We start from the raw sequence: 19,712 nt of genomic DNA, 5'->3' as shown, positions 1-19,712 counted from the left end.
CGTACCTGGATCTCCCCCGTGAACAGGAGGATGCGGATGACCGACACCGCCCCCGCACCGTCGCGCCGGCGCGAGAACACCCGCACCCGCCTGATGGACGCCGCCGCCGAGATGTTCGCCGAGGTCGGCATCGACTCCGCCTCGGTCGAAGCCGTCTGCGAGCGCGCGGGCTTCACCCGCGGCGCCTTCTACTCGAACTTCGCCTCGAAAGAGGAGCTGTTCCTCGCTCTGTGCGCCCGCTCGGCGGAGCAGACGATCTCGGCCGTCCGCGAGCGCGTCACCTCGATCGAGGACCGGGGACTGGATGCCACGGGCGAGGTGCTGCAGCTGGTGCAGGGAGTGCTCGAAGTCACCGGCGACGATCGCCTCGACGTGCTGCTCGGCGCCGAGATCCGTCTGCAGGCGCTGCGCAACGCCGAGTTCGCCGCGGCCTACCTCTCGTCGAACCAGGCCCTGGGCGAGAGCGTCACCCAGCTCGTGCGCGACATCGCCGAGGCGCGAGGACTGGTGCTGCGGGTGCCGGCGGAAGCGGCGACCGAGCTGCTGCTGTCGGCGTGGGTGTCGACGGCCGAGACCGCCCTCATGATGCGGGTCTCGCCCGCGGCGTCGCACGCTCAGCTCGGCGATCGCCTCGCGCAGATCGTGCGCCTCATCCTCGAGTGAGTTCGAGGGTGCGATAGCAGCGCCGCAGTCGCGCGAGCCACCAGTCGCGTCGCTCGTCGGGAGCGGCCACGCGATCGAGATCGACGGCCGAGGGGCGGGGGCGCTCGACGCGCAGCACGCCCGCCCGGGGCACCAGCGGGGATGCCACGACGTCGGCGGTGAAGAGGGCGGCGGTGCCGAGCCCGCAGTCGTAGTCCAGTTGCGGAAGAGCCGCGGCGAGGGCGGCGCCCATCGCCAGGCCGATCGAGGTGTCGAGCGCGCTGGACACCACTGCCGGCAGGCCCGCCTGCGCCACGATGTCGAGCGCCGCGTGCACCCCGCCCAGCGGCTGCGCCTTGACGACGAGCAGGTCGGCGGCCCCGGCACGTGCGACGAGAAGGGGATCGGCGGCCTTCCGCACGCTCTCGTCGGCCGCGATCGGAATGTCGAGGTAGGCGATGCGCTCGCGCAGTTCGGCGAGCTCCTCGACGGCGGCGCACGGCTGTTCGACGTACTCGAGGTCGAACTCGGCCAGGGCGTGCACGGCCCGCTCGGCTTCGTCGACGTTCCACGCGCCGTTCGCATCGATCCGCACGCGTCCCTCCGGGCCCATCGCCTCGCGCACGGCCCCGACGCGCGCGACGTCGTCGGCGAGCACCTGCCCCGCCTCGGCGACCTTCACCTTGACCGTCCGGCATCCGTCGTACCGGGCGAGGATCCGCGCCACCTCGGAGGCTGCGACGGCGGGCATCGTGGCGTTGACGGGGATGGCGTCCCGCACCGCGACCGGGGCGGCGCGCCAGCCGAAGTCGAGGGCACCGGCCAACCAGGTCGCCGCCTCGGCGTCGTCGTATTCGGGGAACGGCGAGAACTCCGTCCATCCCTCGGGACCCTCGAAAACGACGGCCTCGCGCGTCTCGATGCCGCGGAACCGGGCTGCCAGGGGGAGGGCGACCACCCGCGCGGTGGAGAGGACGTCGGCGAGGGGGGGAAGGGACGTGGAGCTCATCCCCCCATCCTGGCCTCGGGGCCGGTGCCCGGGAATAGGCTGACCGCATGCTCTTCGATACCCCGGTCCGCCTCGGCGTCCAGATCCAGCCGCAGCACGTGCAGTACTCCGACATCCGCGACGCCGTCCTGCGTCTCGAGGAGATGGGCGTCGACGTCCTCTTCAACTGGGACCACTTCTTCCCGCTGTACGGCGACCCCGACGGCGAGCACTTCGAGGCGTGGACGATGCTCGCGGCGTGGGCCGAGCAGACCGAACGGGTCGAGTTCGGTGCGCTGGTCAACTGCAACAGCTACCGCAACGCCGACCTGCAGGCCGACATGGCCCGCACCATCGACCACATCAGCAAGAAGGGCGGCGACACCGGCCGCTTCATCTTCGGAACCGGCTCGGGCTGGTTCGAGCGCGACTACGACGAGTACGGCTACGAGTTCGGAACCGCGGGTTCGCGGCTGAACGCGCTCGCCACCGACCTCGATCGCATCGTCGACCGCTGGGGCAAGCTCAACCCCGCCCCCACCCGCAAGGTCCCCGTCATGATCGGCGGCAAGGGCGAGCAGAAGACCCTGCGCATCGTCGCGCGTCACGCCGACATCTGGCACAGCTTCGTCACCCCCGACGAACTGCCCCACAAGCTCGGGGTCATCGAGAAGTGGGCAGAGACCGAGGGACGCGACCTGTCGACCCTCGTCGTCTCGAACGAGCTGAAGGACCGCGACGAGTCCGACGCCGACGCCCTGTTCGAGGCGGGCACGCGACTGTTCACCCTCGGCTTCTCGGGGCCCGAGTGGGACTACTCGCTCATCGAGCGGTGGCTCACCTGGCGCGACGGCAAGAACGCCTGATTCCGGTCGGGCACCTGCGCGGCGAGGCGGGGGTTCCGGGCGGCGACCGCCGGATCCGCCCGCCGCGTCGGGTCGTAGGGTGGAACGGTGACCGTCTCCGAGCTGTTCGACCCCGCCGAGTGGACGCTGGCGCCGGGCGCCGAGCGATACACCGACATCACCGCGCACGTCACCCACGACGGGCGGGTGGCGCGCATCGCGTTCGACCGGCCCGAGGTGCGCAACGCCTTCCGGCCGCACACGGTCGACGAGCTGTACTCGGCGCTCGACATCGCGCGACAGGATCACCGCATCGGCGTGGTGCTGCTCACCGGCAACGGTCCGAGCGCGAAGGACGGCGGCTGGGCGTTCTGCTCCGGCGGCGATCAGCGCATCCGAGGTCGTGACGGGTACAAGTACTCGCACGAGGAGCACACCGTGCACGACCCGGGTCGCGCGGGGCGTCTGCACATCCTCGAGGTGCAGCGGCTGATCCGCTTCATGCCGAAGGTCGTCATCGCGGTCGTGCCCGGATGGGCGGCGGGCGGCGGCCACTCGCTCAACGTGGTGTGCGACCTGTCGATCGCCAGCGCCGAGCACGGTCGCTTCAAGCAGACCGATGCCGACGTCGGGTCGTTCGACGCCGGGTACGGGTCCGCGTACTTCGCCCGCCAGATCGGGCAGAAGCTGGCCCGCGAGGTCTTCTTCCTGGCCGAGGAGTACTCCGCCCAGCGCGCGTACGAGATGGGCGCGGTCAACCGTGTCGTCCCGCACGCCGAACTCGAGCGCGAAGCTCTCGCCATGGCCCGCACGATCCTCACCAAGTCGCCGACGGCCATCCGCATGCTCAAGTTCGCCTTCAACGCGGTCGACGACGGGCTCGTCGGCCAGCAGGTCTTCGCCGGTGAGGCCACGCGTCTCGCGTACGGCACCGACGAGGCTGCCGAAGGCCGTGACTCCTTCCTCGAGAAGCGCGACCCCGACTGGTCCGACGTCCCGTGGCACTACTGAGCCCCGGATGCCGTCGAGCCGAGCGCTCATGAGGCTCGAGGCTCCGGCATCCGGCGATCCCCGCGACGTGCTGCGCGCCCTGCGTACCGCGGTGCTCGGCGCCGGTCCCGCGGTGTCGCTGGGGGCGGGGGCGGACCTGCCCGCGGACGTCCCCCCGGGAACGGCCGCCGTGGTCACCACGTCGGGATCGACCGGCGTGCCGAAGTCGGTGCTGCTCAGCCGCAACGCCCTGATCAGCAGTGCCTACGCGACGGCGGCGCGCATCGGTGAGGGGGCCTGGCTGCTCGCCGTTCCCGCCACCTACGTCGCGGGGGCGCAGGTGCTCGTGCGGGCTCTGCTCGCCGATCGCGAGCCGGCGGTCGTCGCGGGTCCCTTCCGCGCCGAACCGTTCGCCGCCGCGGCGCTCGGCATGGCGTCGCACGAGAACGGCGCCCGGGTGCCGACGTACACCTCGCTGGTTCCGGCCCAGTTGCAACGACTGCTGGATGCCGCCGACACCGATCCGACGGTGGCGAAGGCGCTGCGCTCGTTCGAGGCCGTGCTCATCGGCGGTCAGGCCCTGGCGCCCACGGTGCGCGAGCGCGCCGAGACCGCGGGGGTCCGAATCGTGCGCACCTACGGCTCGACCGAGACCAGCGGCGGCTGCGTGTACGACGGGGTTCCGCTCGACGGCGTCGAGGTGGCCGTCGTCGACGGCGAGGTGCGCCTGACGGGGCCGATGCTCGCCGACGGATATCTCGGCGACCCCGCGCGGACGGCATCCGTCTTCCCCTCCGACGACGCCGGCACCCGCTGGTACCGCACGGGCGACGGGGGAGAGGTCGTGGACGGCGTGCTGAGCGTGACCGGACGCCTCGACAACGTCATCGTCTCGGGCGGGGTGAACGTCTCGCTCGATCGCGTGGAAGCCGCGGTGCGCGGCATCGCGGGACTCGAGAGCGCCGTCGTGGTGCCCGTCGCGGATGCCACCTGGGGCCAGGGGTCGGCGGTGGTCGTGCCGCGGCCGACGCCCGCCGCCGACGCCGAGCTGCTCGAACGGGTGCGCGCGGTGGTCGCCGACGCGGTCGGGGCGCCCGCGCGTCCGTCGCGTCTCGTCGTCGTCCACGAGCTGCCGACGCTGTCGTCGGGCAAGCCCGACCGGGCCGCCGTGCGCGCACTCCTCGCGCGGGATCCGCGGGGCTGACACCCGGGAGCGGCGGCGTCGCCCGGCTCGCGGGTCGACCGGTCAGCGAAGGGGGACGGTGACCACGGGCATAGGATGAGCCACCGTGGCAGCACAGTCTCGTAAGCGTTCGACGTCGTCCTCGAAGCGTCGCCCCGGCGGCAACCCCCAGAAGCCCAAGGGCGGTGCACCGCAGGCCGTCGCGCCGGCCACGGCACGCGACTGGATCGCGGCGGCCCGCATCCGCACGCTGCCGCTGGCCATCACCCCGGTGCTCATCGGCACCGGTGCGGCCACCCTCGTCGACGATCAGTTGCACGGGGTCATCGCCCTGGCCTGTCTCGCCGTGGCGTTCGCTCTGCAGATCGGCGTGAACTACGCCAACGACTACAGCGACGGCATCCGCGGCACCGACGACGTGCGCGTCGGACCCGGCCGTCTCACCGGCGGCAAGAAGGCGAAGCCGCGGACGGTGCTGATCGTCGCCCTGGCGTTCTTCGCGCTCGCCGCGGTGATCGGGCTGGCCCTGGTCATCCGCACGGGGCAGTGGTGGTTGCTGCTGGTCGGCGCCGTCTGCATCGTCGCCGCGTGGTTCTACACCGGCGGCAAGCGCCCGTACGGCTACAACGCGATGGGCGAGCTGTTCGTCTTCGTCTTCTTCGGTCTCGTCGCGACCCTGGGCACGACGTGGCTGCAGGTGCAGTCGTTGCCGCAGGAGGCCTGGCTGGGCGCGGTCGCCGCGGGCCTGNCAACCTGCGCGACATCGAGCAGGACCGCCTCGCGGGAAAGCGCACCCTGTCGGTGCTCATCGGGCGCCGCGCGACGCAGGTGTTGTTCACCCTGTTCGTCCTCGCGCCGTTCGGGATCGCGGTGTTCCTCGCGTTCGTGTACCCGGTGGCGTGGCTGACCCTGGTCGCCCTGCTCGGCGGACTCGCGGCGATCCTCATCGTCTGGACCTACCGCACCCCGCGCGAGCTCATCACGGCGCTGCAGGTGACGAGCTTCACGTCGGTCGCCTACGGCGCCCTGCTCTTCTGGGCCTTCGCGTTCTGAGCCCCCGGCGGGTTCGTAGAACGCGCAGGGATCAGCGCAGCGGAGCGTCGCCTTCGGGAGTGCCGGTCGCGGGCGCGTCATCGTGCCGCGTGGCATCGACCACCGCGTCTTCGGTGTCGGCGTCGGTCTCGGCGCCCGTACGGCGCCCGGTGGCGGTGCGCTGCGCGCGACGCTCGGCCAGACCGCCGGTGACGCTGTCGAGCGGGCGACGCAGGAACAACAGCGACAGGCTCAGGCCGATGAGGGCCGCGAAGATCGCCGCGAGCCAGGGCAACTCCTGGAACACGGGGAAGAACAGCAGCACGACCAGCGGTACGAGGAACGCGAGCAGTCGCAGCACGGTGTAGACGAGGGCCGAGCGAGCACGCATGCCCCCATCCTACGGCGGCCTCGGAAACCGCCGGCGCCCGGCCCGCGTCCAGCGGGCACACGTAGACTCAGGTCATGGCACGGTTGCTCCTCATCCTCGCGCTCGTGGCGACCGTCTTCTGGGTGTACACGATCGTGGACTGCGCCGTGCAGCCGGCGGGGCGTCACCGCGGCGTCAACAAGGGCGCATGGATGGCCATCGTCATCCTGCTGCCGGTGCTCGGCGGCATCCTGTGGTTCGTCATCGGTCGCGGTCGTGCGAGTCAGCCCGTGGTGAGACGCGCTCCCGACGACGACCCCGAGTTCCTGGGCCGTATGTCCGACACCGCGCGCGCCGATCAAGACGAGCGCATCCGGCGGCTCGAAGAAGAGCTGGCGCAGCTCGACTCCGAAGCCGACGACCCTCGCGCCCCGAAGCCCACCGACGACCCGGGCGACATCCCCGGCAAGGGTGACGACGACACGCTCGGCCAGCGCGGCTCCGTCGGCTGAACCATGACCTCGTCGAACGACCGCTCCGCCGCGCCCGCGACCGACGCCGCCGCCGCTCTGCTCGCAGGCCTCGTGTCGCGCGGGGTGCGGCACATCGTCGTCAGCCCGGGGTCGCGCTCGCAGGCGCTCGCGCTCGTGGCCGCCGACCTGGAACGCGCGGGTCTGGTGCACCTGCACGTGCGCATCGACGAGCGCGTCGCCGGCTTCACCGCCCTCGGGATCGGACGTGAGACCGGGATGCCGGCGGTCCTCGTCTGCACCTCGGGCACCGCCGTCGCCAACCTGCTGCCCGCCGCCCTCGAAGCGCATCACGCCGGGGTGCCGCTGGTGCTGCTCACCGCCGACCGGCCGCCCGAACTGCGCGGCGTCGGCGCCAACCAGACCACGCGCCAGCCGGGGCTGTTCCGCTCGGCGGTGCGGTTCGAAGCCGACCTCCCCGTTCCCGAGACCGTCGACGACGACGGCTCATCCGTCCAGACCGCTGACGCGGATGCCCTCGCCGCCGCGACGCTCTCGGCCGCGCTCGGTGAAGGCGCCCGGGTGCCCGGACCCGTGCACCTGAATGTGCCGTTCCGGGAGCCCCTCGCCGGCGCCGTTCCCGCGTGGCTCGCCGCGCGAGCGGCATCCGGGATCGCCCCCTCGTCCGACGCGCAGAGCGACGCGCTCGGCGACGCGGAGGCGTCGGGAGCGCTGTACCAGGGCGGCGGCGGCATCGGTGTCGCCGACGTGGCCCCCGAGGTCGAGGACGCCCACACGCTCGCGCCGGGCCCGCGCACCGTAGTCGTCGCCGGAGCGGATGCCGGAGCGGCGGCCGAGCAGTTCGCGCACGACGGGGGCTTCCCGCTGGTGGCCGAGATCGTCAGCGGGGCTCGCTTCGGTCGGCAGATCGTGCACGGCTACCGGGCACTGCTGAACGACCCGGCCCTCGGGGGACGCATCGAGCGCGTGGTCGTCTTCGGTCGCCCCACCCTGAGCCGCGAGGTGACGCGCCTGCTGTCGCGCGACGACGTCGAGGTGATCGCCGCCCGCGGCCCCGGAGAACCCGTCAACCTCAACGGCGCCACGATCGCCGTCGACCTGGTCCGCCCTCACCCCTCGTCGGGGGACCGCGTCTGGCTGGGGGAGTGGATGCGCGCCTCGCGCGACGCTGCCGTCGATCTATCGCCCCCGGCTCCCGATGCCGACGGCCTGGCCTCGGCCGTTCCGCACGAGCGGCTGGGCGCCCTGAACGCCGAGGTGCAGGTCATCCGTGCCCCCCTCGACCGGGCGACCCTCGTCGACGCGGTCTGGCGGGCCACCTGGCCCCACGATCGCCTCATGTTCGGCTCCTCGCGTCTGGTGCGCGTGGCCGACGAGGTGCTCGGCGGCAAGAAGGTGGCCGTGCACTCCAACCGCGGCCTCGCCGGCATCGACGGCACCATCGCGACGGCGACCGGCGTCGCCCTCGCCAGCCAGATCGAGGAGCGCCCGGGCGTGACCCGCGTGCTGCTGGGCGACCTGGCCTTCCTGCACGACGTGGGCGCGTTGCTGCTGCCCCCGGGGGAAGACGAGCCGCGCCTGCAGGTGGTGGTCGGCAACGACGGCGGCGGCACGATCTTCGACGGCCTCGAGGTGGCCGGCATCGCCGGCTCCGACGCGATGGCGCGCGTGCAGTACACCCCGCACACCGCGCGCCTCGAGCAACTGGCCCTCGCCTTCGGCTGGGAGTACCACCGCTGCACCACCCGCGTCGCTCTCGACCAGGTGCTCACCTCGCCGACCGGCGGTCGCCAGCTGATCGAGGTTCCGCTGCCGCGTTGACGGGCGGGACGTCGACGCGTCAACCACTGGCGCGCGCCGCCGACGCCCCACACGATGGGGACATGAGCACACGCCGCAGATGGTCCACGCCCGCCGCCGACGCGCTGCGCGTCGAGCACAGATTCCGCCTCACCGACATCGACCCGCGATCGACGCCCGGCTACGACGGCGACAAGACCGACGGCAAAGCCGACCTCGACGCGGGCCGCGAACCCCTCGAAGCCCTGCAGGAACGCCTCTTCGCTCAGAGCGTGGCGGGCACCGCGACCGGCTCGGTGCTGCTGGTGCTGCAGGCCATGGACACCGCGGGCAAGGGCGGGATCGTGCGCCACGTCGTCGGCACGGTCGACCCCCAGGGCGTGGAACTCGCGTCGTTCAAGAAGCCCACCGCCGAGGAACTCGCGCACGATTTCCTGTGGCGCATCGAGAAGCGCCTGCCCGACGCGGGCCACCTCGGCGTCTTCGACCGTTCGCACTACGAAGACGTGCTGATAGGCCGGGTGCGCGAACTCGCCCCCGCCGACGAGATCGAACGACGCTACGGCGCGATCGTGAATTTCGAGGCGGAGGCGGCCGACCTCGGCATCCGAGTGGTCAAGGTCATGCTGCACATCTCGAAGGACGAGCAGCGCGCGCGTCTCGCCGAGCGCCTCGACCGTCCCGACAAGCACTGGAAGTACAACCCGTCCGACGTCGACGAGCGGGCGCTCTGGGACGACTACATGCAGGCGTACCAGGTGGCGATCGAACGCACCTCGACACCCGTCGCCCCGTGGCACGTGATTCCGGCCGACCGCAAGTGGTACGCCCGCCTGGCCGTTCAACAGCTGCTCATCGACGCGCTCGCCGACATCGACCCGCGGTGGCCCGCGGTCGACTACGACGTCGAGGCCGAGAAGGCACGCCTCGCCGCATCGTGACGCCCGGCCGGATCAGGCGAGGGCCTCCACGATGGGGCGGAACTTGACGCGGGTCTCGAGCAGCTCCGACTCGGGAACGCTGTCGGCGACGATCCCCGCACCGGCGTAAGCGGTGATCGGGGCGGTCGGAGAGGACGGCGCCGCGCGGTCGACCTGCGCGCACCGCAGGGCGATGGCCCACTCGCCGTCGCCCGACGCTCCCGTCCACCCGACCGCGCCGGCGTAGCGGCCGCGATCGAAGGGCTCGAGGCGGCGGATGACGTCCATCGCCGCGGCGGTGGGGGTGCCGGCGACGGCGGCGGTGGGGTGCAGCACCGAGATCAGGTCCAACGACGACGCGTCTTCGCTGAGGGTGCCCTCGACATCGGTCGCGAGATGCCAGACGTTGGGCAACTTGAGGGTGAAGGGCTGCTCCGCCGCCGCGAGCGCCGAGGTGTGCGGGCGCAGCGAGGTGAGCACGCTCTGCACCGCGAAACGGTGCTCCTCTTGATCTTTCGAGCTGCGCGTGAGGGCGAGGGATGCCGCGACGTCGGCGTCGGCGTCGCCGCCGCGCGCGGTGGTGCCCGCCAGAACGCGGGCGGTCACCGTGCCCTTCGACACGGTGACGAGTGTCTCGGGGCTCGCGCCGATCAGACCGTCGACCGCGAACACCCAGCAGTCCGGATACCCCTCGAGCAGCGACCGGACGAGCCGGCGCAGGTCGGACCCGGCCGGAACCGTGCCCACGATGTCGCGTGCGAGCACGACCTTGCCCACCTCGCGGGCGCCGATGGCCTCGATGGCCGTGCGGACGGCATCCTGATACCCCTCGGCACTCTGGCGACCGGGACCCAGGGTCGCCGACCAGTGGGGGCCGAAGGGCGAGCGCGGGGGCAGTTCGGGTTCGGGTTCGTCGGGGGTGTCGTCGAAGGCGAGGCGGGTGACCCAGGCGCGTCCGCCGTGGCGCCCGACGATCATGCCGGGAACGCGCAGGACGTTCTCGCGCTCCGAGCGGGGGTCGAACACGAACGAACCGAAGGCGACGAGTCCGGTGCCCGGCAGCTGCACGGGGTCGTCGACCTCGGCGGCGGCGGCGATCGCCCGCCAGCGCGCCGAGATCGTGGCATCGCCCGGCTGGTGCCCCGTGTAGCGCAGCGTCAGCAGGTCGCCGAAGGCCGCCAGCGACTCTCCCCGCCGCGTCCAGAACAGGGGATCGTAGGGGGTCGTGTAGGCGAGCACGTCGTCCATGGGGGGCAGCTCGCGCGTGACCACGCGCAGGCGCGGCACGACGTCATCCGCGGGTTCCAGCACGTCTTTCAGCGTAGACCCGCGGCGCCGGCCGAGGCCGCGGACGCCGGGCGCGGAGACCGACGCCGGACGGCGTTTTAGACTCCGAGCATGGATAATCGCCCCGCTCCCGGCACCCGCCTGCTGTTCGAGTGGCGCAAGTGGGACGGTTCACCGCACTGGGTGCAGGACAGCGTCTACCTCGGCTCCGACAAGTGGGGCGAGTGGTTCGGCCAGCAGGTGGGGTGGCGCAGCGAACGGCCGGGCGCGGCCTTCGTCTGCCGCGAGCCCAACGTGACCCTGGTGCCGGCGAGCGCCGATTGGGCCTTCACCCACAACGCCGCACCGCATCCGGTCGCGGTGTACATCGACCTGGCGTGGGATGTGCGCTGGGGCGACGACGGCGTGCCCCGCGGCATCGACATGGACCTCGACGTCGTGCGCCGCACCGACGGCCGTGGCACCTGGGTCGACGATCGCGACGAGTGGGACGAGCACCGCGTGCGCTACGGCTACCCGGCCGAGATCGTGACGCGCCTCGAGGCCACGGCGCTCGATCTCGAGCACCGCGTGCGCGAGCAAGTGGCCCCGTTCTCGGATGCCGTCACCCGGCCCTGGCTCGATCGGCTCGCGGCGCTGGCAACCCCCGGCGACCACCCGGGTGACCCGGCCTAGACTCGACGGGTGAGCAGCGACCCCAACCGCGCCGACCTCGGTAAAGACCCGCAGCGCGTCAGCGGCATGTTCGACCAGGTGGCAGCGGCCTACGACCGCACCAACACCGTGCTGAGTCTCGGCAACGACCGTCTGTGGCGCGCCGCGACGCTGCGCGCCGTGGCCCCGCAGCGGGGGGAGCGCATCCTCGATCTGGCCGCCGGCACCGGCACCTCGTCGATGGCGTTCGTTCCGAGCGGTGCGCACGTCGTCGCCGCCGACTTCTCGCGCGGCATGATCGCCGAGGGGCGCCGCCGTCACGGCGACGTGCCCAACCTCGAGTTCGTGCAGGCCGACGCCACCGACCTCCCCTTCGCCGACGCGGAGTTCGACGCGGTGACGATGTCGTTCGGTCTGCGCAACGTCAACGACCCGCGCCGGGCGCTGCGAGAACTGCGCCGGGTCACGCGTCCCGGAGGACGCATCGTGGTGTGCGAGTTCTCGCATCCGCCGTCCCCCGTCTTCAACGGGCTCTACCGCTTCTACAACGACCGGGTGCTGCCGATCGTCGCGCGCTCGGTCAGCTCGAACGCCGAGGCCTACGACTACCTCAACGAATCGATCCGCGACTGGCCCGACCAGCCGACGCTCGCGCGGTGGATGCGCGACTCCGGCTGGGACGACGTGGCCTACCGCAACCTGACGTTCGGCATCGTGGCGCTGCACCGCGGCGTCGTCGCGCAGAGCGCGTGACGCGCCGGAGGCCCCGGCCCGGGGTGTCACCCCGTCGAGATACTCGCGGCGGGGCGCAACGGCGCCAGGATAGGGTGAAAGCGTGACCCCGAGACCGCCCGCGGCCGGCACCCGCCTGTCGGGCAAGCTGGGCCTGAGTGACCGCATCTTCGCAGGCCTGCGTTCGCGCACCCTGCTCTCCACCGTCGAGGCCGGTCTCGCCCAGGTCGAGGGCACCCTCGAGGGCGAAGTCCGAAGCGCCGACCGTCTGGCCGACGTCACCGCCCGATACCTGTACGAGGCCGGCGGCAAGCGCGTTCGCCCGATGCTCGCCATCCTCACCGCTCAGCTCGGTCGCGGAACGACGCCCGAGGTCATCGAGGTCGCCACGGCGCTCGAACTGACGCACCTGGGCTCGCTCTACCACGACGACGTCATGGACGGCGCCGACAAGCGCCGCGGGGTGCCCAGCGCCCAGACGGTGTTCGGCAACAACATCGCGATCCTCACCGGTGACCTGCTGTTCGCCCGCGCCAGCCAGCTCATGGCGCGTCGCGGTGAGCGCGCGATCCAGCTGCAGGCCGACACCTTCGAGCGTCTCGTGCTGGGCCAGATGCACGAGACCGTCGGCCCGCAAGAGGGCGACGAGCCCGTCGACTTCTACCTCAGAGTGCTCGCCGACAAGACCGGTTCGCTGATCGCCGCGGCCGCCCAGTCGGGCGTCATCTACTCGGGCGCCCCTGAGGAGTTCGAGAAGCCGATGGTCGTGTTCGGCGAGAAGGCCGGTGTGGCCTTCCAGCTGCTCGACGACGTGATCGATCTGTCTCCGGATCCCTCCGAGACCGGCAAGGTGCCCGGCACCGACCTGCGCGCGGGCGTGCCGACCATGCCGTACCTGCTGCTCGGTCACCGCTCCGACGCGGCCTCGGCCGACCTGCGTTCGCGCATCGACGAGGGCCAGGAGCGCATCGCCGCCGGGGCAGACCCCTCGATCCTCGACGCCGCACTCGCGGAGCTGCGCGATCACGAGACCACGCACGAGACGCTGAAGCTCGCGCACCAGTGGTCGCAAGAGGCCATCGACGCCCTCGCACCGCTGCCCGACGGCGCCGTGCGTGAGGCGCTGACGCGCTTCGCCCGCGCGGTCGCCGACCGCTCGGCCTGAACTTTTCCCACCCCCCCCGATCCCGATCGAGAGGACCCCATGACGAAGCTGCGCCTCGCCATCGTCGGAGCCGGCCCCGCCGGTATCTACGCGGCCGACATCCTGCTGAAATCCGAGCGGCAGTTCGACGTGTCGATCGACCTGTTCGAGCAACTGCCCGCACCCTACGGTCTCGTGCGCTACGGCGTCGCCCCCGACCACCCGCGCATCAAGGGTGTCGTCACGGCGCTGCGCGAGGTGCTCGACCGCGGCGACATCCGCCTGTTCGGCAACGTGCGCTTCGGCGAGGACATCACCCTCGACGACCTCAAGCAGCACTACAACGCGGTGATCTTCTCGACCGGCGCGATCCGCGACGCCGACCTCGACATCCCCGGCATCGACGCCGAGGGCTCGTACGGCGCCGCCGACTTCGTGAGCTGGTTCGACGGCCACCCCGACGTGCCGCGCGAGTGGCCGCTCGAGGCGGAGTCGCTCGCGGTCATCGGCAACGGCAACGTGGCGCTCGACGTCACGCGCATGCTCGCCAAGCACGCCGACGACCTGCTGCCCACCGAAGTTCCCGACAACGTGTACCAGGGGCTCAAGGCCTCGCCCGTCACCGACGTGCACGTCTTCGGCCGCCGCGGTCCCGCGCAGGTGAAGTTCACGCCTCTCGAGCTGCGTGAGCTGGGCGAGCTGCGCGACGTCGACATGGTCGTCTACGACGAGGACTTCGACTACGACGAGGCGTCGCTGGCCGCCATCCAGACCAACAAGCAGGTCAAGGTCATCGACCGCGTCCTGCAGCAGTGGCGCACCCGCCCGGGCGTGAACAACTCCGGCGGAGAAGCATCGCGACGCCTGCACCTGCACTTCTGGGCCAAGCCCGTCGAGGTCGTGAAAGACGCCGAGGGTCGGGTGGCCGCGTTCCGGTACGAGCGCACGAAGCCCGACGCCGAGGGGGGCGTCGTGGGAACGGGCGAGATCCGCGAGGTGCCGATCCAGGCCATCTACCGCGCGGTCGGCTATTTCGGCTCGCCGCTGACCGGCGTGCCCTTCGATGAGCGTCACGGCGTCATCCCCAACCACGAGGGTCAGGTGCTCGCCGCCGACTCGAACGACCGCCTGCCGGGCGTGTACGCCACCGGGTGGATCAAGCGCGGCCCCGTCGGCCTCATCGGACACACCAAGTCGGATGCCATGGAGACGGTGCGCCACGTCATCAACGATCAGGGCGAGTGGTGGCAGCCGGCCCACCCCGAAGAAGAGGCCATCCCTGCCCTTCTCGAGGAGCGCGGCGTGCGCTGGACCGATCTCAACGGCTGGCACCGACTCGACGAGCACGAAGTCGCCCTCGGCGCCCCGCACGAGCGCGCCCGCGTCAAGGTCGTGCCCCGCGACGAGATGATCTCGATCTCGCGCGGCGAGTAGCCCTCACATACGCACAGCGAGCCGCCCCCGTCCCTCCGGACGAGGGCGGCTCGCTGTCTTTGAGGCGCCGACGGGCCGGGCCGAACTCCTGAGTCATCGCGCGCCACAGCCCCCTCGGCGCGCCGGCGAGCCCGCACGGCCCGACTTCTCAGGAGTTCGGCCCGCCGTGGGGGTATGCCGGCCCCCGCCCCGCATGCCTAGGCTGGGGCGATGGGGGAGTGGCATCCGGACGTCCTCGGCGACGGCTTCGAACAGCAGACCCTGCCGCTCGGCGACGACGCCGAGGGGGAGGTCGTGGCAACGCTCGTGCGCGCGCGGCCGCACGCCGGCGCCCGCCTGTTCGGTGAGTTCCGCGACATCGACGTGCTGTACGTGCACGGGTGGTCGGATTACTTCTTCCAGGTCGAGCTCGCCCGGTTCTTCACCGACCGCGGTGCCCGATTCTCGGCGCTCGACCTGCGCAACTACGGCCGGAGCCTGCGGCCCGGGCAGGCGCCGGGCTACGTCGCGGCCCTCGACGTGTACGACGCCGACATCGCGGCGGCTCTGGATGCCCTGGGCGCCGCACGCGAGGGACGACGTCTCGTGCTGCTCGGACACAGCACGGGAGGACTCACCCTGACGCTCTGGGCGGCGCGGCATCCGGGGGTCGCCGACGCCCTCGTTCTCAACAGTCCGTGGCTGGAGCTGCAGCTCGGCCCGCTCGGACGCCAAGCGCTCGCCCCGCTGGTGAACGCCCGCGCGCGATTCGACCCGCTCGGCACGCACCCGGTGGTCGACCTCGGCTTCTACACGCGCGCGCAGCGGGAGCTGGGGACCCTGCCCGACAGTCCCGAGGGCTGGCGCCCGGCGCAGGGGTTCCCCACCCACCCGGGCTGGTTGGCCGCCGTCATCGCGGGGCACGCGCGGGTGGCATCCGGCGTCGACGTGGGATGCCCGACCCTCGTGCTGCTGTCGCAACGCTCGATTTCGGCGCTCAGCTGGAACGACACGATGCTCTCGAGCGACTCGGTGCTCGTCGTCGACGACATCGCGCGCGCGGCCACCCGCATCGCCCGCACGGTGACGATCGCGCGCATCGACGGAGCGCTGCACGACGTGTTCCTGTCGGCGCCCGAGGCAAAGGACGCCGCGTTCACCGCCCTCGAGACCTGGATGACGCAGCTAGCGTAGAACGCGATCGAAGGAGCCCCATGATCCCCACCGCCGCGTCCGCGACCGAGCGCTACCGTGCCGCACGAGACGAGCTTCTGGCCGCGCGCACCGATCCGGCCCGGGCGGCGGGGTTCACCTGGCCGATGTTCGACGGTGCCTTCAACTGGGCGATCGACTGGTTCGACCCGATGGCGCGGGGCAATGAGGCGCCCGCGCTGATCGTCGTCGACGACGACGGCACGCGGCACCAGCGCACGTTCGACGAACTCGCGCGGCGGTCCGACCAGGTCGCCGCCTGGCTGGCGTCCCGCGGGGTGTCCCGCGGCGACGCCGTGCTGCTCATGCTGGGCAACCAGGTGGAACTGTGGGAGGCGCTGCTCGCCCTCATGAAGCTCGGCGGGGTGATCGCTCCCACCACGACCGCGCTCGGCACCGCCGATCTCGCCGACCGCATCGAGCGCGCCGAGATCCGTCACGTGGTCGTCGGGGCGGCGGACGCCGCGAAGTTCGACGATCTGCCCGAGGGACTCGGCCGCATCGTCGTGGGCGGCACCCACCCGGGCTGGGCCGCGTACGACGACGCGTTCCTCACCGAGGCGCCGCCGGCCCGGCATCCGGGAACCACCGCCGACGACCGCCTGCTGCTCTACTTCACCTCGGGTACCACCTCGAAGCCGAAGCTCGTCGAGCACACGCACGCCTCGTACCCCGTGGGACACCTGACGACGATGTACTGGCTCGGGCTCGAACCCGGCGACGTGCACCTCGCCATCAGCTCGCCGGGGTGGGCGAAGCACGCGTGGAGCTGCTTCTTCGCGCCGTGGATCGCCGGGGCGACGGTGCTGGCGCTGAACTTCGCGCGGTTCTCGGCCGAGCGGCTGCTGGAGGAGCTGGAGAGCGAGGCGGTCACCACTTTCTGTGCGCCGCCGACGGTCTGGCGCATGCTCATCCAGACCGACCTGTCGGGGCGTCGCGGGAGACTGCGCGAGGTCGTCTCGGCGGGCGAGCCGCTGAACCCCGAGGTCATCGCCGCGGTGCAACGCACCTGGGGGCTCGACATCCGCGACGGGTACGGGCAGACCGAGATGACGGCGGTCGTCGCCAACACTCCCGGGGCGCCGCTCGTACCGGGATCGATGGGGCGCCCGCTGCCCGGGTGCCCGGTGGTGCTCGTCGATCCCCTCACCGGCGCGCGTGCCGACGAGGGCGAGATCTGCCTCGATCTGACCGAGCGTCCGCTCAACCTGATGAGGGGGTACGTGGGCGACGCCGAGCGCAACGCCGAAGCCTTCGCCGGTGGCCTCTTCCACACCGGCGACGTGGCCCGGCGCGACGAGACCGGGAGCATCACGTACATCGGGCGCACCGACGACGTGTTCAAGGCCTCGGACTACAAGATCAGTCCGTTCGAGCTCGAGAGCGTGCTCATCGAGCATCCGGCGGTCGTCGAGGCGGCCGTGGTCCCCGCTCCCGACGCGGTGCGCCTCGCGGTGCCGAAGGCGTACGTGGTGCTGGCCGCGGGATACGAGCCCGGCGACGAGGTGGCCCTCGACATCCTTCGCTACGCCCGCGAGAAGCTCGCTCCGTACCAGCGCGTGCGCCGCATCGAGTTCCACGACCTGCCGAAGACGATCTCGGGCAAGATCCGCCGGGTCGAGCTTCGCCAGCGCGAAGAGGCCGCCGCGCGCGGTGAGGTCGTGTGCGTGGAATGGACGGATGCCACCCTGCGGGGCTGATCCGCGCGCCGCAACGGTTCGCGCCGGCCTCGTCGGCGTGTGAACATCGACTCATGCACCTGCTCGACGACCGGCCGACCGCGCACTCTGTCGCGGCGACCCCTGCCGCGGTGACCAGACACGCCGTCCTGCGGTGCGGCGCGCGCGGCGGGCGGGGCTGAGTCCGCCGTGCGACAGCGAGTGGCGTGGCTGATCGGCGCGGGCATCGTGCTCGTCGCGATCGGTGTCGCCGTGCTGCTGGTCATGACCGCCGGTTCGCGCGCGGAGCCGAGCTCCGCGGCGACGGCGACGCCCTCGGCATCCGGCACCCCGACGCGATCGGCCACCCCCACGCGGTCGGCGACTCCCACGCGAACCCCCACCCCGACAGCTACGCCGACCCCCACGGCGCGGCCGGGAACGGCTCTCGTGACGCGCGGCGAGGGCGGCACGGTGCGCATGCTCGTCGCCGGCGACTCACTGGCCGCGGGCTTCTTCGCGTCTGAGAAGGATCGGGGCTTCACCTCTCTCGTGGCGGATGCCGTCGGCCCGGTCGAGATGACCACCGCGGCCCAGGCGCACCAGACGCTCACCACCGTCGCCGCCATCACCGACGTGCCCGACGACCTCGATCTCGCGGTGATCGAGCTCGGGACGAACGACGTCGGCCTGCCCACTCCGGTGGCCGACTTCGAGCAGCAGTACGTCGGACTGCTCGATCGCATCCGCGCCTCGTCGCCGAAGGCCGCGCTCGTCTGCCTCGGTACCTGGACGAGCGACGGCGCCGCGTACGACGAAGCGATCGCCCGCACCTGCGCCGCGCGGGGCGGGGTGTACGTCGGGCTCGCCGACGCCTTCTCGACTTCCGCGTACCACGGTCCCGAGGGGCGCGACTCGTTCGCCGGTGCCAGCGACTATTTCCACCCGAACGACACCGGGCACCGCGCGATCGCCGACGGCGTGCTGAAGGCCCTCACCTACTGAGCCGCCCGCGCGAGCCGTGAGCGCCGCGCGTCACACCGGTTCGGTCGTGCGGATGAGGCCGCAGCTCACACACGACCACGCCACGAGAAACCGCTCGTCGTCGAGGATCTCGAACGAGAGCGGGTCGCCGCAGGTGGGGCAGGGGAGCGGGCTCGGCCGGCTGGTCATCGTGAGAAGGTCACGTGCACGACGCCGCTCTCGGCGACCTCGGTCGTCACCGTGTAGCGGCGGTCAAGATCGCGGAGGTCGTCCCACAGGCGCGTTCCCCGCCCCAGGATCACGGGGCGGATGGCCACGTGCAGGTGGTCGACGAGGTCGGCCTCGAGGGCCGCGCGTACCACCCCGACACCCCCGCCGATGCGCACGTCGGCGTCGCCGGCGGCCGCGGAAGCCCGTGTCACGGCATCCGTGATGCTCTCGCAGACGAAGGTGAATCGCGTGCCGTTCGCGAAGTCGATCTCGGGCCGCTCGCGGTGCGTGAGGACGAACACCGGTACGCGGAACGGCGGCTCCTCGCCCCACCACCCCCGCCAGTCGGGATCGTCGGGGAAGGCGTGCAGGCCGAACATGCCCGCGCCCATCACCTCGGCGCCGATGCCCTCGAAGTACGCGGCGGCGTACCGGTCGTCGACGCCAGTCGTCCCCGCGCCCGACGTGTCGCCGAAGACACGCTCACGGAACGTTCTCGTCGCCATGTAGTCCGCGACGAGACGCCCCCAGTCCTCGCCCATCGGATTCTCGGGCGACGGGTCGGCGGGCATCGCCACCCCGTCGATCGAGATGTTCAGATCGACGCGGACGGGCAAGGTGTGCTCCGGGGAGGGGTTACCGGTAGTTGGTGAACTGCAGGTCGACGTCGAGGTCGGCGGCCTTGAGCAGGCGCTGCACTTCCTGCAGGTCGTCGCGCGACTTCGACTGCACGCGCAGTTCGTCGCCCTGGATCTGCGACTTGACGCCCTTGGGACCCTCGTCGCGGATGATCTTGTTGACCTTCTTCGCGTCGTCCTGCGAGATGCCCTCCTTCAGCGTGGAGGTGATGCGGTACTCCTTGCCGCTGGCGACGGGCTCACCGGCATCCAGGCTCTTGAGCGAGATGCCGCGCTTGATGAGCTTCGTCTGGAAGACGTCGAGGACGGCATTGGCGCGCTCCTCGGAGTTCGCCTTGATGACGATGGAGTCGCCGCTCCACGCGATCGACGCGTCGGTGCCCTTGAAGTCGTAACGCTGCTCGACCTCTTTGTGAGCCTGGTTCAGCGCGTTGTCGGCTTCCTGTCGGTCGATCTTGGAAACGATGTCGAAGGAAGAATCAGCCATGATCCGATTCTATTCGCGGGCCCCCGATCCAC

20 protein-coding genes and 2 pseudogenes are annotated in these 19,712 nt (G+C 71.6%); 16 read left to right on the top strand and 6 right to left on the bottom strand.

What is annotated here, in order from left to right; all coding sequences use genetic code 11:
- The first annotated feature begins 36 nt into the window (after window positions 1-36).
- Complete coding sequence (locus IFR11_RS16200) at window positions 37-663, top strand: TetR/AcrR family transcriptional regulator (protein WP_197979013.1); 627 nt, start codon at window positions 37-39, stop codon at window positions 661-663.
- Here the strand turns inward: IFR11_RS16200 and IFR11_RS14040 are convergent.
- Window positions 650-1,651: an o-succinylbenzoate synthase gene (locus tag IFR11_RS14040; protein WP_191916559.1), complete on the bottom strand. Its 1,002-nt coding sequence runs from the start codon at window positions 1,649-1,651 to the stop codon at window positions 650-652. The two genes, IFR11_RS16200 and IFR11_RS14040, sit on opposite strands and share 14 nt — an antisense overlap.
- A 47-nt stretch (window positions 1,652-1,698) precedes the next feature.
- Here IFR11_RS14040 and IFR11_RS14035 point away from each other — a divergent pair, with 47 nt between their 5' ends.
- The 5 genes and pseudogenes from IFR11_RS14035 to IFR11_RS16405 form a co-directional block, all read left to right on the top strand.
- Window positions 1,699-2,496, top strand: a complete 798-nt coding sequence (locus IFR11_RS14035; RefSeq protein ID WP_055839076.1) for an LLM class F420-dependent oxidoreductase — start codon at window positions 1,699-1,701, stop codon at window positions 2,494-2,496.
- 87 nt (window positions 2,497-2,583) lie between these two features.
- Window positions 2,584-3,486 (top strand): 1,4-dihydroxy-2-naphthoyl-CoA synthase, encoded by a 903-nt coding sequence (locus tag IFR11_RS14030; protein WP_055938917.1) that lies wholly within the window; start codon window positions 2,584-2,586, stop codon window positions 3,484-3,486.
- 28 nt (window positions 3,487-3,514) lie between these two features.
- On the top strand, window positions 3,515-4,669 hold the full coding sequence (locus IFR11_RS14025) for an AMP-binding protein (protein ID WP_191916558.1): 1,155 nt from the start codon (window positions 3,515-3,517) through the stop codon (window positions 4,667-4,669).
- Between the two features lie 85 nt (window positions 4,670-4,754).
- A pseudogene (gene menA / locus IFR11_RS16410) lies at window positions 4,755-5,396 on the top strand (1,4-dihydroxy-2-naphthoate octaprenyltransferase); the annotation flags it as partial.
- 1 nt (window position 5,397) lies between these two features.
- A pseudogene (locus IFR11_RS16405) lies at window positions 5,398-5,701 on the top strand (1,4-dihydroxy-2-naphthoate polyprenyltransferase); the annotation flags it as partial.
- Window positions 5,702-5,732: 31 nt separating this feature from the next.
- On the opposite strand, the gene IFR11_RS14015 reads toward IFR11_RS16405, so the two are convergent.
- Window positions 5,733-6,071, bottom strand: coding sequence for a DUF4229 domain-containing protein (locus IFR11_RS14015; RefSeq protein ID WP_055839063.1), 339 nt, complete (start codon window positions 6,069-6,071; stop codon window positions 5,733-5,735).
- A gap of 74 nt (window positions 6,072-6,145) precedes the next feature.
- On the opposite strand from IFR11_RS14015, the gene IFR11_RS14010 reads away from it, so the two are divergent.
- The 3 genes from IFR11_RS14010 to IFR11_RS14000 all read left to right on the top strand — a co-directional run bounded on the left by IFR11_RS14010 (window position 6,146) and on the right by IFR11_RS14000 (window position 9,282).
- Window positions 6,146-6,562 carry a PLDc N-terminal domain-containing protein gene (locus IFR11_RS14010; RefSeq protein ID WP_055938905.1) on the top strand — a complete coding sequence of 139 codons (417 nt, stop codon included), beginning with the start codon at window positions 6,146-6,148 and terminating at the stop codon, window positions 6,560-6,562.
- Window positions 6,563-6,565: 3 nt separating this feature from the next.
- A complete protein-coding gene (gene menD / locus IFR11_RS14005; protein ID WP_191916557.1) occupies window positions 6,566-8,362 on the top strand; it encodes a 2-succinyl-5-enolpyruvyl-6-hydroxy-3-cyclohexene-1-carboxylic-acid synthase in 1,797 nt (598 codons plus the stop codon).
- A gap of 62 nt (window positions 8,363-8,424) precedes the next feature.
- Entirely contained in the window at window positions 8,425-9,282 is an 858-nt protein-coding gene (locus IFR11_RS14000) for a polyphosphate kinase 2 family protein (RefSeq protein WP_191916556.1), read from the top strand.
- 12 nt (window positions 9,283-9,294) lie between these two features.
- On the opposite strand, the gene IFR11_RS13995 is transcribed toward IFR11_RS14000, so the two are convergent.
- Window positions 9,295-10,509 (bottom strand): isochorismate synthase, encoded by a 1,215-nt coding sequence (locus IFR11_RS13995; RefSeq protein WP_055839576.1) that lies wholly within the window; start codon window positions 10,507-10,509, stop codon window positions 9,295-9,297.
- Between the two features lie 150 nt (window positions 10,510-10,659).
- On the opposite strand from IFR11_RS13995, the gene IFR11_RS13990 reads away from it, so the two are divergent.
- The 7 genes from IFR11_RS13990 (at window position 10,660) to IFR11_RS13960 (ending at window position 18,366) form a co-directional block, all read left to right on the top strand.
- Window positions 10,660-11,223, top strand: coding sequence for a DUF402 domain-containing protein (locus tag IFR11_RS13990; RefSeq protein WP_191916555.1), 564 nt, complete (start codon window positions 10,660-10,662; stop codon window positions 11,221-11,223).
- Between the two features lie 9 nt (window positions 11,224-11,232).
- Window positions 11,233-11,955: a demethylmenaquinone methyltransferase gene (locus tag IFR11_RS13985; RefSeq protein ID WP_055839048.1), complete on the top strand. Its 723-nt coding sequence runs from the start codon at window positions 11,233-11,235 to the stop codon at window positions 11,953-11,955.
- A gap of 82 nt (window positions 11,956-12,037) precedes the next feature.
- Window positions 12,038-13,099, top strand: a complete 1,062-nt coding sequence (locus IFR11_RS13980; RefSeq protein WP_055839045.1) for a polyprenyl synthetase family protein — start codon at window positions 12,038-12,040, stop codon at window positions 13,097-13,099.
- A gap of 39 nt (window positions 13,100-13,138) precedes the next feature.
- On the top strand, window positions 13,139-14,512 hold the full coding sequence (locus tag IFR11_RS13975) for an FAD-dependent oxidoreductase (RefSeq protein WP_191916554.1): 1,374 nt from the start codon (window positions 13,139-13,141) through the stop codon (window positions 14,510-14,512).
- Window positions 14,513-14,722: 210 nt separating this feature from the next.
- Window positions 14,723-15,685: an alpha/beta hydrolase gene (locus IFR11_RS13970; protein WP_191916553.1), complete on the top strand. Its 963-nt coding sequence runs from the start codon at window positions 14,723-14,725 to the stop codon at window positions 15,683-15,685.
- Between the two features lie 20 nt (window positions 15,686-15,705).
- The gene (locus IFR11_RS13965; protein ID WP_191916552.1) at window positions 15,706-17,403 is read left to right on the top strand and encodes an AMP-binding protein; all 1,698 of its coding nucleotides are present in this window, start codon (window positions 15,706-15,708) and stop codon (window positions 17,401-17,403) included.
- Between the two features lie 168 nt (window positions 17,404-17,571).
- On the top strand, window positions 17,572-18,366 hold the full coding sequence (locus IFR11_RS13960; protein ID WP_342030307.1) for an SGNH/GDSL hydrolase family protein: 795 nt from the start codon (window positions 17,572-17,574) through the stop codon (window positions 18,364-18,366).
- A gap of 30 nt (window positions 18,367-18,396) precedes the next feature.
- On the opposite strand, the gene IFR11_RS13955 is transcribed toward IFR11_RS13960, so the two are convergent.
- The 3 genes from IFR11_RS13955 to IFR11_RS13945 are packed head-to-tail and all read right to left on the bottom strand — an operon-like array spanning window position 18,397 to window position 19,680.
- Window positions 18,397-18,534, bottom strand: coding sequence for a hypothetical protein (locus IFR11_RS13955; RefSeq protein WP_191916551.1), 138 nt, complete (start codon window positions 18,532-18,534; stop codon window positions 18,397-18,399).
- Window positions 18,531-19,172, bottom strand: coding sequence for a dihydrofolate reductase family protein (locus IFR11_RS13950; protein WP_191916550.1), 642 nt, complete (start codon window positions 19,170-19,172; stop codon window positions 18,531-18,533). The genes IFR11_RS13955 and IFR11_RS13950 overlap by 4 nt, the downstream gene beginning before the upstream one ends.
- 19 nt (window positions 19,173-19,191) lie before the next feature.
- Window positions 19,192-19,680 (bottom strand): YajQ family cyclic di-GMP-binding protein, encoded by a 489-nt coding sequence (locus tag IFR11_RS13945; RefSeq protein WP_055839030.1) that lies wholly within the window; start codon window positions 19,678-19,680, stop codon window positions 19,192-19,194.
- Between the last annotated feature and the right edge of the window lie 32 nt (window positions 19,681-19,712).

The organism is Microbacterium sp. CFBP 8801 (genome assembly GCF_014839455.1).
In the GTDB taxonomy this organism is placed as follows: domain Bacteria; phylum Actinomycetota; class Actinomycetes; order Actinomycetales; family Microbacteriaceae; genus Microbacterium.
This window is presented reverse-complemented; position numbering and strand designations above follow the sequence as displayed.